At 55.3% G+C, this 13,377-nt stretch carries 12 protein-coding genes; 4 read left to right on the top strand and 8 right to left on the bottom strand.

The genetic code is table 11. The features are described 5' to 3' along the window. Nucleotides 1-359: 359 nt before the first annotated feature. Nucleotides 360-1,838, bottom strand: coding sequence for an AlkA N-terminal domain-containing protein (locus ACSZO1_RS00515; protein WP_437608442.1), 1,479 nt, complete (start codon nucleotides 1,836-1,838; stop codon nucleotides 360-362). Between the two features lie 171 nt (nucleotides 1,839-2,009). Here ACSZO1_RS00515 and ACSZO1_RS00510 point away from each other — a divergent pair, with 171 nt between their 5' ends. The 3 genes from ACSZO1_RS00510 (at nucleotide 2,010) to pnuC (ending at nucleotide 4,467) form a co-directional block, all read left to right on the top strand. Continuing rightward, entirely contained in the window at nucleotides 2,010-2,507 is a 498-nt protein-coding gene (locus ACSZO1_RS00510) for a methylated-DNA--[protein]-cysteine S-methyltransferase (protein WP_437608440.1), read from the top strand. 156 nt (nucleotides 2,508-2,663) lie between these two features. Then, complete coding sequence (nadA, locus tag ACSZO1_RS00505) at nucleotides 2,664-3,725, top strand: quinolinate synthase NadA (RefSeq protein ID WP_437608438.1); 1,062 nt, start codon at nucleotides 2,664-2,666, stop codon at nucleotides 3,723-3,725. A gap of 25 nt (nucleotides 3,726-3,750) precedes the next feature. Beyond that, nucleotides 3,751-4,467: a nicotinamide riboside transporter PnuC gene (pnuC, locus tag ACSZO1_RS00500; RefSeq protein ID WP_437608436.1), complete on the top strand. Its 717-nt coding sequence runs from the start codon at nucleotides 3,751-3,753 to the stop codon at nucleotides 4,465-4,467. 3 nt (nucleotides 4,468-4,470) lie between these two features. Here the strand turns inward: pnuC and zitB are convergent, their stop codons facing one another. Beyond that, nucleotides 4,471-5,415, bottom strand: coding sequence for a CDF family zinc transporter ZitB (gene zitB / locus ACSZO1_RS00495; protein WP_437608434.1), 945 nt, complete (start codon nucleotides 5,413-5,415; stop codon nucleotides 4,471-4,473). A gap of 190 nt (nucleotides 5,416-5,605) precedes the next feature. Then, nucleotides 5,606-5,968 carry a YbgS-like family protein gene (locus ACSZO1_RS00490; protein ID WP_437608448.1) on the bottom strand — a complete coding sequence of 121 codons (363 nt, stop codon included), beginning with the start codon at nucleotides 5,966-5,968 and terminating at the stop codon, nucleotides 5,606-5,608. Nucleotides 5,969-6,237: 269 nt separating this feature from the next. Here ACSZO1_RS00490 and aroG point away from each other — a divergent pair, with 269 nt between their 5' ends. Beyond that, nucleotides 6,238-7,290 (top strand): 3-deoxy-7-phosphoheptulonate synthase AroG, encoded by a 1,053-nt coding sequence (gene aroG, locus ACSZO1_RS00485; RefSeq protein ID WP_437608432.1) that lies wholly within the window; start codon nucleotides 6,238-6,240, stop codon nucleotides 7,288-7,290. Nucleotides 7,291-7,417: 127 nt separating this feature from the next. On the opposite strand, the gene gpmA is transcribed toward aroG, so the two are convergent. The 5 genes from gpmA to modF form a co-directional block, all read right to left on the bottom strand. Beyond that, nucleotides 7,418-8,170: a 2,3-diphosphoglycerate-dependent phosphoglycerate mutase gene (gpmA, locus tag ACSZO1_RS00480; RefSeq protein ID WP_437608430.1), complete on the bottom strand. Its 753-nt coding sequence runs from the start codon at nucleotides 8,168-8,170 to the stop codon at nucleotides 7,418-7,420. Between the two features lie 158 nt (nucleotides 8,171-8,328). Further along, complete coding sequence (gene galM / locus ACSZO1_RS00475; RefSeq protein ID WP_437608428.1) at nucleotides 8,329-9,363, bottom strand: galactose-1-epimerase; 1,035 nt, start codon at nucleotides 9,361-9,363, stop codon at nucleotides 8,329-8,331. Next, a complete protein-coding gene (galK, locus tag ACSZO1_RS00470; protein ID WP_437608426.1) occupies nucleotides 9,357-10,505 on the bottom strand; it encodes a galactokinase in 1,149 nt (382 codons plus the stop codon). Before galK ends, galM begins: the two co-directional genes overlap by 7 nt. Further along, nucleotides 10,502-11,554 (bottom strand): galactose-1-phosphate uridylyltransferase, encoded by a 1,053-nt coding sequence (galT, locus tag ACSZO1_RS00465; protein WP_437608424.1) that lies wholly within the window; start codon nucleotides 11,552-11,554, stop codon nucleotides 10,502-10,504. Before galT ends, galK begins: the two co-directional genes overlap by 4 nt. Before the next feature lie 327 nt (nucleotides 11,555-11,881). Next, nucleotides 11,882-13,354, bottom strand: a complete 1,473-nt coding sequence (modF, locus tag ACSZO1_RS00460) for a molybdate ABC transporter ATP-binding protein ModF (protein WP_437608422.1) — start codon at nucleotides 13,352-13,354, stop codon at nucleotides 11,882-11,884. Nucleotides 13,355-13,377 lie beyond the last annotated feature (23 nt).

Genomic DNA, 13,377 nt, shown 5'->3' with positions numbered 1-13,377 from the left:
AGGGAGCACTGAACAGCAGGCCAAGAAAATGCCTCGGGTTCCGGCAGCCTTCAGTGGTCTTTGCAGAGTTAAGACAGACGGCTTAGCGTTGCACTTCGAACTTGAATCCGCCCATCCTTACACTAATAATTAAAAAGGGTTCTTATCCGTTGAACCAGTAATCAGCCTGTCAGGCGAATTAAATTTACGTGTGAAGAATAACCAAGTCAATAACGTTTTAATCATTGAGTTTTGAGAAAGATGTATTATTCCGGTCAAAAAACTGGCCACGGTTTCTGATGTTTCATTGCACAATTTTTTGACCGTCAGTTCCGCGTTATATTGGCTGGACTGATTTCAGATTCACGATGCTATTTCTGTTATTTGATGCTCATACCAGCATGGTTCTCCTGCGACATATTCTTCCAGATATGCATCACCGCGTAACTGCGCCACGGCCGCCACGCCTGTGATATCGCTTCGGCCTGTTTTGCACTGACACCGCCCAGATTATTACGTACCACAATATCTTCTTTGGGAAACGCATCCGGCCAGCGCAGGGCACGCATGGCGATATAGTTTGCCGTCCACGGGCCGATGCCAGGCAATGCAACCAGCTGCGCGATCACGTTTTCCGGCTCACTGCCGGCTTCCAGATGTAACTCACCCGATGCACAAGCCTGCGCCATAGCCAGAATACAGCGTGAGCGCGCACTTACTATCCCCAGACTGGCAATTTCATCCACGCTGGCGTCACTGATGCGCGCGGCCTGCGGCGACAGACGGGTTAGCTCAGCGAAGGGGGTGACAATCGGCTCGCCAAATGCGCCGGCAACCCTTCCGCCAATGGTGGTGGCGGCTTTGACGGTGATCTGCTGACCGAGAATGGCGCGAATCGCCATCTCAAAGCCGTCGAAAGCGCCAGCGACACGCAGGCCCGGATTCAGACTGAGGCTGGCCTGCAATAGTGGGTCCTGCTGCAGATGAGCCGCAATCAGGTCCGGACGCGCACTGAGGTCAAACAGATTACGCAGGCGTTGTAACAGCGCTGGCAGAACCAGGGTCAGCGAGTGGGTAAACTCCACCAGCAATGCGTCGCGCTGCGGATGATGGCTCACCTGAATCCAGCCGGTGGCCTGGCCGAGACGCACTGTGCGTGCATAGCTGCTGTCGCTGACAAACTCCACATCCTTAATCGCACGCATGCGCAGAAAATCGAGCATTGCCTGCCAGTCATAGGGAGGGCGATAGCTGAGCTGCAGCGTGGAAGTTTCTGTCTCGACCAGCGGGGCACTGGTTGCACTGGCTTCTTTGCGCAGACGGCTGGGCGAAAGGCGATACTGGCTGTTAAACGCATCGTTAAAACGGCGCAGGCTGGAGAATCCGCTGGCAAAGGCAATTTCGGTCACTGGCAGACGGGTTTCCGTCAGCAGCTGCTTGGCAAGCAGCAAACGCCGGGTCTGGCGGATCTCTACCGGCGACACACCTAATTCTTTCTGTACAATACGGCGCAGCTGGCGCGAACTGATACCAAACCGGGCGGCAATCTGCTCCAGGCTTTCAGCTTCATGACTCAGCCCTTCATCAATGCGTTGTACCAGCAGGTCGGCGATACGGTGCGCGCTGTCTACCGGCGCATTGCCTGGCGATAGCTCAGGACGGCAGCGCAGGCAGGGGCGAAAACTGGCTTTTTCCGCCGCGGCTGCACTGGCGAAAAAGCGGCAGTTCTCCTCGCGCGGTGCTTTTACCGGGCAGACAGGGCGGCAGTAGATGCCAGTCGAGGTGACGCCGACAAAAAACACCCCATCGAAGCGTGAGTCACGTGAGGTCAGCGCCTGATAAGCGGCATGAGTATCCATAGTGCGGGTTCCTGAATGAGTCTGGATAGCGCCATTGTGGCGCAGGCTGATGAACCAGACTGGCCATAACCGGACATCAAACTATTTTAACCTGATGTCCGAAAACAGCCAGTCACACGCCAGCAATCAGTGATAATAGGCAACACACGCGCCATAACGAAGGAGAATTCCATGGCTTACTTCCATAAATTAGTGCCCACCCCGGTAGGTGTGCTGACATTGATCGCCAGTGAGCACGGACTGGCGGGGATCCTGTGGGAGAACGAAAGCAGAGTGCTTGCCCGGCTGAAGCCATCGCAGGAGGATAATCTGCATCCGCTTCTGATCGAAACCGAGCGTCAGCTGAATGACTACTTCACGGGGCAGCGTAAGATCTTTGATTTGCCGCTTGATTTTAACGGCACCGAGTTTCAGAAAAAGGTCTGGGCGGCGCTGCTGACCATTCCGTTTGGCGAAACACGCAGTTATGCCGACATCGCCCGCCAGATTGGTCATCCGAAAGCGGTGCGCGCCGTCGGGGCGGCAAATGGTCAGAACCCGATTTCTATTGTCGCGCCCTGCCATCGGGTGATTGGCGCTAACGGCAAACTCACCGGTTTTGCGGGCGGGCTGCAGACCAAAGCCTTTTTACTGAATGTCGAATCCGCCATGCCGGAGCTGTTCAGGTGACAGGCTTCACATTCTGCAACAGGAGATAAAAAAGCCGCGACAGGCATGCTCAGTTCCGTTATCGTGTTTAGCATATAAAACATCCGGCGCAATAAACCGGATGAAAAGGTGAAAATTTGCTGAATACGTTAAGTCGAAAAAACTGAGACTGGTGCTATGAGCCTGATGTTCGATCCTGAAGCTGCAATTTATCCGTTTCCGCCGAAGCCTGCGTGGCTGACGCCCGATGAGAAAACGTATTATCGGGAAAAAATTAAGCGCCTGCTGAAAGCGCGTAATGCGGTGATGGTGGCGCACTACTACACTGACCCGGAAATTCAGGCGCTGGCGGAAGAGACGGGCGGCTGTATCTCAGATTCGCTGGAGATGGCGCGCTTTGGCAGCCAGCATCCCGCCAGTACGCTGCTGGTGGCTGGGGTGCGTTTTATGGGCGAAACAGCGAAGATCCTCAGCCCGGAAAAAACGATACTGATGCCGACGCTGCAGGCCGAGTGTTCGCTCGATCTTGGCTGCCCGGTCGATGAATTCAGCCGCTTTTGCGACAGCCACCCGGATCGTACCGTGGTGGTGTATGCCAACACCTCCGCGGCGGTGAAGGCGCGTGCAGACTGGGTGGTGACCTCCAGCATCGCGGTGGAACTGATTGAACATCTCGACAGCCTCGGCGAGAAGATTATCTGGGCACCGGATCGCCATCTTGGCCGCTATGTCACGCGACAGACCTCCGCCGATGTGCTGTGCTGGCAGGGTGCCTGCATTGTGCATGACGAATTTAAAACGCAGGCACTGCAGCGCATGAAAGCGCTGTACCCGGATGCTGCCGTACTGGTGCATCCGGAGTCGCCTCAGGCGATTGTTGAGCTGGCGGATGCGGTTGGCTCCACCAGCCAGCTGATTCAGGCGGCGCAGCGCCTGCCGCAGCGGCAAATGATTGTCGCCACCGATCGCGGTATCTTTTATAAAATGCAGCAGGCGTGCCCGGATAAAGAGTTGCTGGAAGCGCCCACTGCGGGTGAAGGTGCGACCTGCCGCAGCTGTGCACACTGCCCGTGGATGGCGATGAACGGTCTGCAGGCGATTGCCGCCGCGCTGGAGCAGGGCGGTGAACAGCACGAAATTCATGTTGAGGAGAGCCTGCGCCAGGCGGCATTGCTGCCGCTGAATCGTATGCTATCTTTTGCTGCGGAACTTAAACTTAAGGTGAAAGGCAACGCCTGACGCTTTGCTGCTACAGGGACATCGTATGGATTTTTTTAGCACGCAGAATATTCTGGTTCACATTCCGATTGGTACGGGTGGCTACGACCTGTCATGGATTGAAGCGGTCGGCACCGTTGCTGGCCTGCTCTGCATCTGGCTGGCGAGCCAGGAAAAGATTATTAATTACCTGTTTGGCCTGATTAACGTGTCACTGTTTGCGGTGATTTTCTTCCAGATCCAGCTGTATGCCAGCTTGCTGCTGCAACTGTTCTTTTTTGTTGCCAATATTTACGGCTGGTACGCCTGGAGCCGCCAGACGACCGATCACCAGACGCAACTGAAAATCCGCTGGCTGCCGCTGCCGAAAGCGATTGGCTGGGCCGTGGCCTGCGTGGTGGCGATTGGCCTGATGACACTGTATATCGATCCGGTGTTTGCCTTCCTTACTCGTATTGCGGTGGCGATCATGCAGACGCTGGGCATGGATGTGGCCATGCCACAGCTGCAACCCGATGCTTTCCCGTTCTGGGACTCCTGCATGATGGTACTGTCGATTGCTGCGATGATTCTGATGACGCGTAAATATGTCGAGAACTGGCTGCTTTGGGTGATTATCAATGTGATTAGCGTCAGTATTTTTGCCCGTCAGGGGGTGTACGCGATGTCGCTGGAGTACCTGTTACTGACCTTTATTGCGCTGAACGGCAGCTGGCTGTGGATGAAAAGCGCCCGCGAGCATGGCTCACGCGCGCTGTCATAGCCATCAGTGGTGATGATGATGGTGGTGAGCGCTGACTAACCCAAGGTCGCACTCATCACCGTCGCACTGCTGGTATTCCATCTGTACTGTGGCGTGTTGAATCTGATAACGCTGGTGCAGATAGTGGTGAATTTTCTGCAGTAACGCATCATGATCGTAAGGCGGGATCACCTGTGCATGCAGAGTGAGCACTGGCTTTTCACCTACCTGCCAGAGATGCACATGATGGACATTGCGCACCTCAGCGATGTTCAGTGTCAGGTCTCGCTTCAGTTTATCGACATCAATTGCGCCAGGCGCACCTTCCAGTAATTCATGAATGCTCTCTTTCATCAGCGACCAGGCGCTGCGCAATACCAGCGCCGAAACCAGCACTGACAGAATCGGGTCAATCGGCGTCCAGCCGGTGAACAGAATAATCAGTGCGGCGACAATCGCGCCTACCGAGCCAAGCAGATCCCCCAGTACATGCAGTGCAGCGGCTCGTACATTCATGTTTTTCTCTTCGCTGCCACGGTGCAGCAGCCAGAAGGAGAGCAGATTCGCCAGCAACCCGGCGATGGAAATGGTCAGCATAAAGCCACCCGCGATGGGTTGCGGCTGGTAAAAGCGGCGGATCGCTTCCCAGACAATCAGCACGGTGATCACCAGCAGTGCCAGCGCATTAACAAATGCGGCGAGGGTGGTGAGACGCAGCAGGCCAAAGGTATGGCGACTGTTCGGTTTGCGGCGGGCAAATTGTATCGCCAGCAGCGCCACCAGCAGCGCGGCGGCATCGGTGAGCATATGTCCGGCATCCGCCAGCAGTGCCAGCGAACCGGATAACAGCCCGCCGATCACTTCAGCCAGCATAAACAGCGCGGTAACACTAAATGCTGCCAGTAAGCGCTTCTGGTTGCTGTTTTCTTCTGTATGAGAGTGAGTATGGTGTGGGTGAGAGTGAGCCATAAGCTTCCAGCGTGTTACGTTATTTATTCATTACTATACCCTAAATCATTCAAGTCGCCTCAGGGTGCCTGCTGTTGGTGCAACCAGCGTAGCTGCAGCCTGAAGTATGACGGGGATATATCAGTAAAAGAGATTGTCGCTGGAATGATTGTGATGAAAAGAAAAGGGAGCTTGCGCTCCCCTGACTGCATTACTGCGTAGTACCGTCCGTTTTGGTATTTACATCATGTCCATGACCCGTCTGCACTTTTTTATTCATATCCGGGCATTTACCCTCTTTACACTGGCTGTTTTTATGGATTTCATCTGCCGTCATATTACTGCTGTCGGTGCCGGTGGCCGGTGTGCCCGCACCCGTATTAATTTTTGAGTTATCAACGTTATTTGGCGGCAGATTCTGTTTCGCCGATGGCGCGATATTACCGGAGTCAGCAGCCTGATTGCTCAGCCCGTTATTGCTGCTGCTGGTGCCACTTTCGGCAGCGAGCGCAGCGCCACTCCCTAATGTCATTGCGGCGGTTAAAAGGACGATTGCGAGATTTTTCATCGTAATACTCCTGTCAGTTTGCTTTGCTGCCAGCCCGACCTGAACGGGGAATTGAGGCTAAAATAAAATTTCGATTGATAAACAAATAGTGAATTTTTATATCATAAAGATGATATTTTTAAGTGTTAACAGTTAAAAGTGTAGTTAATGGCGATATAAATGCAAATAAGTTGCGCCTAAGGCAGAGGGAAAGCGATTTACAGCGTCTGACGGGCGGGCTAAATTGGTCAGGTTGTGCCCGGTGCGCACCGGGCAAAGAATTTAATGGACAGAATATGAATTACCAGAACGATGATTTAAGAATCAAAGAGATCAAAGAACTTTTGCCTCCTGTGGCATTACTGGAAAAATTCCCGGCAAGTGAAAAGGCAGCGACCACCGTCTCTCTCGCCCGTCAGGCCATTCACAATATCCTGCAGAACAAAGATGACCGCCTGCTGGTGGTGATTGGCCCATGCTCGATCCACGATCCTGCTGCGGCGAAAGAGTATGGCGCACGCCTGCTGAAACTGCGTGAAGAGCTGAGTGACTTGCTGGAAGTGGTGATGCGTGTTTACTTTGAGAAACCACGTACCACGTTAGGCTGGAAAGGGCTGATCAACGATCCGCATATGGATGGCAGCTTCCAGATCAATGACGGTCTGCGTATCGCCCGTAACCTGCTGGTGGATATCAATGATACTGGCCTGCCTGCGGCGGGTGAGTTCCTCGATATGATCACGCCGCAGTATATGGCGGATCTGATGAGCTGGGGCGCGATTGGTGCGCGTACTACTGAATCACAGGTACACCGCGAGCTGTCGTCTGGTCTTTCCTGCCCGGTCGGTTTTAAAAACGGCACCGATGGCACCATCAAAGTGGCGATCGACGCGATCAACGCCGCCAGTGCGCCACACTGCTTCCTGTCAGTGACCAAATACGGTCATTCGGCGATTGTGGAAACCAGCGGTAACAGTGACTGCCATATTATTCTGCGTGGCGGTAAAGAGCCGAACTACAGCGCCCATCACGTCAGTGCGGTGAAAGCCGGACTGGAGAAGGCGGGTCTGCCACAGCAGGTGATGATCGATTTCAGCCATGCGAACAGCAGCAAGCAGTTCCAGAAGCAAATGCTGGTGGCTGACGATGTGGCACAGCAGATTGCCGGTGGTGAGCAGGCGATTATCGGCGTGATGATTGAGAGCCATCTGGTGGAAGGTAACCAGAGCCTCGAAAGTGGTGAGCCGCTGGTGTATGGCAAAAGTATCACTGATGCCTGTATTGGCTGGGACGATACTGAAAAAGTGTTACGCCAGTTAGCGGCAGCGGTGAAAACCCGTCGCGGGTAAACGGTAGTGATCCCCTCCGCCATAAAATGGGGGAGGGTAGGGAGGGGGAGCAAACGACACTGCGTCGTCAGTTCCTCCCTCCCAGCCTAGCCCCGCAAGCGGGGGAAGGCGTTTTACAGCAAACGAATTACTTCGCTTTACCCTGATTAGCCACGGCTGCAGCTTTTGCGGCGATTTCGTCCGCGTCGCCCAGGTAGTAGCGTTTCAGAGGTTTGAAGTTTTCATCGAACTCATACACCAGCGGTACTGCTGTTGGGATGTTCAGTTCAAGAATTTCGTCTTCGCTCATGTTATCCAGGTATTTCACCAGCGCGCGCAGAGAGTTACCGTGTGCCGCAATGATCACACGTTCGCCGCTCTTGATGCGTGGCAGAATGCTTTCGTTCCAGAATGGGATAACACGTTCGATGGTCAGCGCCAGGCTTTCAGTGGTTGGCAGCTCTTTGTCGGTCAGTTTCGCGTAACGTGGATCGTGACCAGGGAAACGCTCATCATCACGGCTCAGTTCTGGTGGGGTGATCGCGAAACCACGACGCCACTGTTTAACCTGCTCGTCACCGTATTTTTCAGCGGTTTCTGCTTTGTTCAGGCCCTGCAGCGCACCGTAGTGACGCTCATTCAGCTTCCAGGATTTCTCAGTTGGCAGCCAGGCCTGGTCCAGTTCGTCAAGAACGTTCCACAGGGTGTGGATGGCACGTTTCAGCACGGAGGTGTAGGCGAAATCGAAGGCGAAACCTTCTTTTTTCAGCAACTGACCTGCCGCTTTCGCTTCGCCTTCGCCTTTCTCAGACAGATCCACATCGTACCAACCGGTGAAGCGGTTTTCGTTGTTCCACTGGCTTTCGCCGTGACGCACCAGAACCAGCTTAGTAACAGCCATAGCTTAACTCCTTAATAATCGACATTTCTTTGGATAACAATTCTGTTGCGATTGCCAAACATGTCGCATCCGGCAACCTGCTATCCCCATACCATAGCGGAAATCTGCGCACGGCGTAAGCCTGGGACGAGCGCAGTGCGCGTTTTTCAGCCGCTTATTCAGCAGGCGGTCAGGGTATAGCGCGTTATCGACTGATACGATTCACCTGGCTGTAACCAGCAGCTGGGTTGCGGCCACTCCGCATGGTTTGGCGAGTCGGGCAGAAACTCGCTTTCCAGCGCAATACCCTGGAAAGCAGTATAGCTGCCCTGTTCGCGCGCGGGCGTACCGTCGAGATAATTGCCGGAGTAGAGCTGCAGGGCAGGGGCGGAGGTGTGCACGGTCAGTTGCAGCTGGCCATCCGCTGACCATAACTGCGCCGCAGGCTGGCTGGCGTCACCGCGTGCCGTCAGTAAAAAGGCGTGGTCGTAGCCTTTTACTTTCTGCTGGTCTTCATCTTGCAGGAAATCCTGCGCAATAGTTTTCGGCTGGCGAAAATCAAAACTGTTCCCGGTCACCGGTTTTAAATCTGCACAGGGAATACCGCTGCTGTCCACCGGCAGGTAGTGATCGGCCAGCAGTTGCAGGCGGTGCTGACGTGCATCGCCATGCTGCGCATCGAGATTGAAGTAGGCGTGATTGGTCAGATTGACCGGACACGCCTGATCCACCTGCGCATCATAAGCAATCGACAGGCTGTTGTTATCATCCAGCTGATAGTGCACGGTGGCCTGCAGATTACCCGGGAAACCCTGGTCACCGTCGGCGGAGCTGATGTGGTACAGCACCTCGTGTTCGTTCTGGCGCACAATCTGCCAGCGACGTTTATCAAAACCTTCAGGCCCGCCATGCAGCTGATGCGCGCCCTGGCTGGCCACCAGCTGAATATCGCCCTGCTGCAGGTACGCATTGGCGATACGGTTCGCATAACGCCCGACCGTGGCGCCGAGATAGGCAGACTGCCGCAGATAGTCGGCAGGCGTCGCACAACCGAGCAGCGCTTCACGCACGCTGCCATCTTTCATCGGTACGCGGGCGGAGAGCCAGGTGGCTCCCCAGTCCATCAGAGTAACCACCATCCCGTTGCGGTTACGCAACGTGGTGATGCGCCACGGCTGCCCGTCGGGCGCCAGTGACTCGGGTTGATTTAGCATGAACCTGCTCCTGCTGACGCTTTGCAGATATAGAAGGTCTCTTTCAGACCGGATTTCGCTTCATACTGTTCTGCGACAGCGGCTTTGACGCTGTCGACTAAATCCAGTGGCATCAGGGCCACAATACAGCCGCCGAAGCCGCCACCGGTCATACGCACGCCACCTTTGTCGCCGATCACGCTTTTCACTATCTCAACCAGCTGGTCAATTGCTGGCACGGTGATTTCAAAGTCATCGCGCATCGAGGCATGGGATTCAGCCATCAGGACGCCCATCCGCGCCAGATCGCCCTGACTCAGTGCATCAGCGGCTTCCAGTGTGCGGGCATTTTCGGTCAGCACATGGCGCACACGTTTCGCGACCTCGGCATCCAGACGATCCTGCGCGGCGAGGAATTCCGCCAGTTCGACATCACGCAGTGACGATTTACCAAAGAAACGCGCACCGCTTTCACACTGTTCACGGCGGGTGTTGTACTCGCTGCCGACCAGCGTGCGGCGGAAGTTGGAGTTGATAATCACCACCGCGATCTCTTCCGGCATCGACACCGCGCGGGTGCCGAGCGTGCGGCAGTCGAGCAGCATGGCGTGATCTTTCTCGCCCAGTGCTGAGATCAGCTGATCCATAATGCCGCAGTTACAGCCGACAAACTGGTTCTCAGCTTCCTGACCATTCAGGGCAATTTCTGCGCCGCTCAGTGGCAGCTGATACAGCTGCTGGAATACCGTACCGACGGCGACTTCCAGTGACGCCGAGGAACTCAGTCCGGCACCCTGTGGCACATTGCCACTGATCACCAGATCTGCGCCGCCGAACGCATTGTTGCGGCGTTGCAGATGCTTCACCACGCCGCGCACATAGTTGGCCCACTGTTTATCCTGCAGGCTGGTGATCTCCTCATCCAGCGAGAAGCTGTCCTGCTGGTTATCATAGTCGGCGGCAATCACCCGTACCTGACGATCATCACGCGGTGCGCAACTGATCACCGTCTGATAATCGATGGCGCACGGCAGCACAAAGCCGTCGTTGTAGTCGGTGTGTTCACCGATCAGGTTCACGCGGCCCGGCGCCTGAATAAAGTGGCTCGGCGGGTAGCCAAAGTGATCGCTAAAAATCTGCTGAGTAAGGCTCTTTAAGCTCATTGTGATGCTCCGGTCTCGCGGAAATGAATATCGCTGACAGAACGCAGGCGTTCAGCCGCCTGTTCTGCGGTTAAGTCGCGCTGGGTTTCAGCCAGCATTTCGTAGCCCACCATAAACTTGCGTACGGTGGCCGAGCGCAGCAGCGGGGGATAGAAGTGGGCATGCAGCTGCCAGTGTTCGTTTTGCTCGCCGTTAAACGGTGCGCCATGCCAGCCCATCGAGTAAGGGAAAGAGCACTGGAACAGGTTGTCATAGCGGCTGGTGAGTTTTTTCAGTGCCAGCGCCAGATCTGCGCGTTGTGCGTCGGTCAGATCGGTCAGACGCAGGATATGCGCTTTCGGCAGCAGCAGGATTTCAAATGGCCACGCTGCCCACCATGGCACTACTGCCAGCCAGTGCGCGGTTTCCACCACGGTGCGGCTACCGTCGTTCAGCTCACGCGCGACGTAATCCACCAGCATCGGCGAACCATGCTGTTGCCAGTAGCGGCGCTGGTTTTCATCTTCCCGTTTGATTTCATTGGGTAAAAAGCTGTTAGCCCATACCTGGCCGTGCGGGTGCGGGTTGGAGCAGCCCATGGCTGCGCCTTTGTTTTCAAACACCTGTACCCAGGGGTAGTGCTGGCCGAGATCGGCAGTTTGTTCCTGCCAGGTGCGCACTACCTGTTCCAGAGCGTTCAGTGGCAGCTCCGGCAGAGTTTTGCTGTGATCGGGTGAGAAGCAGATCACCCGGCTGGTGCCACGCGCGCTTTCGCAGCGCATCAGCACATCTTCACTTTGTGGCGCATCCGGTGTATCCGTCATCAGTGCCGCAAAGTCGTTGGTAAAGACGTAAGTGTGCGTGTAATCAGGGTTTTTATCGCCAGTGACGCGGGTATTACCGGCGCATAAGAAGCAGTCAGGATCGTGTGCCGGCAGCTGTTCCTGCGACGGCGTTTCCTGAGCGCCCTGCCACGGACGCTTGGCGCGGTGCGGCGAGACCAGCACCCACTGATCGGATAACGGGTTATAACGGCGATGCGGGTGATCGACCGGATTGAATTTTGCCATTTGCAGTCCTGATAACGTAATAACAACTGGGTAAAAAGTAGCACAGCGATAAGGAGAAAAGCGTGATCAAGTCTGAATAAATGGAATCGTTTACACAAGATGATTATTCTTACTTATCAGACCAGCTGGCGTGTTAAGGAAATAACCTTATTTAAATGCAGGAAAAAAGTGGTAACGGTTACATTGGTACGCAATACATAAAAGCAAAGCGCGGAATCTATGGCAGCAATACCCAGGTTGACGTGCAGGGAACCCGGTCAGCTCAGGAAAGCGTCCCGCGCCATGGACGGTGCGGGACGGACTGTCATGGATGACAGGTTTGGCTAATTACCTCAGCTGTTCCTGCTGATAACAATAAATGTCACCGTCAGGGACAAAGGTTAAGCGGTGAGTAATGCACTGCGGCGCATCTTCAGCATGGTGCGAAACAAACAACAGCTGGGTCTGGCCTTCACCAATCAGCACGTCGACAAAGCGCCGTACCAGCAGGCGGTTAAGCGGGTCGAGTCCCTGTAATGGCTCATCGAGGATCAGCAGCGTCGGGTGTTTGACCAGCGCGCGGGCGATCAGTACCAGCCGCTGTTGTCCCCAGGATAAACTGTGGAACGGGGCATCGGCGGTGGCGTTATCCATGCCGAGCAGCGCCAGCCAGCCACTGGCAAGGTGCTGCTGACGATCCGAAACCGCCTGATAAATGCCAATTGAATCGAAGTAGCCGGACAGGATCACATTGCGCACGCTGGAACTGACGCGGTAATCAAGGTGCAGGCTGCTGCTGACATAACCAATATGACGCTTGATGTCCCAGATGGTCTCCCCGCTGCCACGGCGGATGCCAAACAGCGTCAGATCGTTGCTGTAACCCTGGGGATGATCGCCGGTGACCAGGCTCAGCAGCGTCGATTTGCCCGCACCGTTAGGGCCGACAATCTGCCAGTGCTGACCAGGGCCGACCTGCCAGCTCAGATTATGCAGAATAGGGCGATCGTTATACGACACCACGCCGTTGTTCAGGACGATACGCGGTGCATCTGCCGCCAGCTGCAGCTGACTGTCAGGCACATCCGCTTCCGGCAGCGCCATACCGGCCAGCTTTTCGCTGTGCGCCAGTTGTGCCACCAGCGTCTGGGCAAGAATATCGCTGCGTTTGCCGGTGGTGCTCAGGGTACATTCCGCCAGCACGCCGACGCTGGCGATAAAATCGGGAATATCGTCAAAACGATTGAGCACCAGCACCAGTGTCAGCCCCTGCTGATGCAGCTGCGCCAGCAGATCCGCCAGGCTGGCGCGCGACTGCACATCAAGGCCATCGAAAGGTTCATCAAGGATCAGCAGGTCGGGCTGCGCCATCAGCGCCTGACACAGCAGCGTTTTTCGTGTTTCACCGGTCGAAAGATATTTAAAACGGCGATCCAGCAGTCGGGTAATACCAAACTGCTCCGCCAGCTGCGCACAGCGCGCGGCATCTTTCACCTCCAGCTGAATAATCTGTGCGGTGGTGAAACCTGTGTCATCTTCATCGGCGCTGAGCATATCGGTGTTATTGCGTTGCCACTCTTCACTGACTAACTGCTGCAGTTGTTCCAGCGACAGACGGGCAGGGCGCTGGAACTGGCTGTCACGTGAGCCGGTTAGCTGGATCAGCTCGCCGGACAGGGCTTTCGCCAGCGACGATTTGCCGCTGCCGTTGGCACCAACAAACGCCCAGCTTTCGCCCTGCTGCAACTGCACATCGTTTAGCGTCAGGACTCGGGTGTCGCTAAGGCGGAACGTGCCTTGCAAAATTTGCAACGTTGTCATTTTCATCCCGTTTTATGCATTGT

Source organism: Erwinia sp. V71 (assembly GCF_965644245.1).
In the GTDB taxonomy this organism is placed as follows: domain Bacteria; phylum Pseudomonadota; class Gammaproteobacteria; order Enterobacterales; family Enterobacteriaceae; genus Erwinia.
The sequence above is the reverse complement of the archived record's forward strand: the minus strand, read 5'-3'. Positions and strand labels throughout refer to the sequence as shown.

What these genes read in the sequence shown, in the direction of transcription:
- zitB (WP_437608434.1), bottom strand. Translation starts at nt 5,415, where the DNA reads ATGGCTCACTCTCACCCACACCATACTCACTCTCATACAGAAGAAAAC.
- ACSZO1_RS00515 (WP_437608442.1), bottom strand. Translation starts at nt 1,838, where the DNA reads ATGGATACTCATGCCGCTTATCAGGCGCTGACCTCACGTGACTCACGC.
- nadA (WP_437608438.1), top strand. Translation starts at nt 2,664, where the DNA reads ATGAGCCTGATGTTCGATCCTGAAGCTGCAATTTATCCGTTTCCGCCG.
- galT (WP_437608424.1), bottom strand. Translation starts at nt 11,554, where the DNA reads ATGGCAAAATTCAATCCGGTCGATCACCCGCATCGCCGTTATAACCCG.
- ACSZO1_RS00510 (WP_437608440.1), top strand. Translation starts at nt 2,010, where the DNA reads ATGGCTTACTTCCATAAATTAGTGCCCACCCCGGTAGGTGTGCTGACA.
- pnuC (WP_437608436.1), top strand. Translation starts at nt 3,751, where the DNA reads ATGGATTTTTTTAGCACGCAGAATATTCTGGTTCACATTCCGATTGGT.
- galK (WP_437608426.1), bottom strand. Translation starts at nt 10,505, where the DNA reads ATGAGCTTAAAGAGCCTTACTCAGCAGATTTTTAGCGATCACTTTGGC.
- modF (WP_437608422.1), bottom strand. Translation starts at nt 13,354, where the DNA reads ATGACAACGTTGCAAATTTTGCAAGGCACGTTCCGCCTTAGCGACACC.
- galM (WP_437608428.1), bottom strand. Translation starts at nt 9,363, where the DNA reads ATGCTAAATCAACCCGAGTCACTGGCGCCCGACGGGCAGCCGTGGCGC.
- gpmA (WP_437608430.1), bottom strand. Translation starts at nt 8,170, where the DNA reads ATGGCTGTTACTAAGCTGGTTCTGGTGCGTCACGGCGAAAGCCAGTGG.
- aroG (WP_437608432.1), top strand. Translation starts at nt 6,238, where the DNA reads ATGAATTACCAGAACGATGATTTAAGAATCAAAGAGATCAAAGAACTT.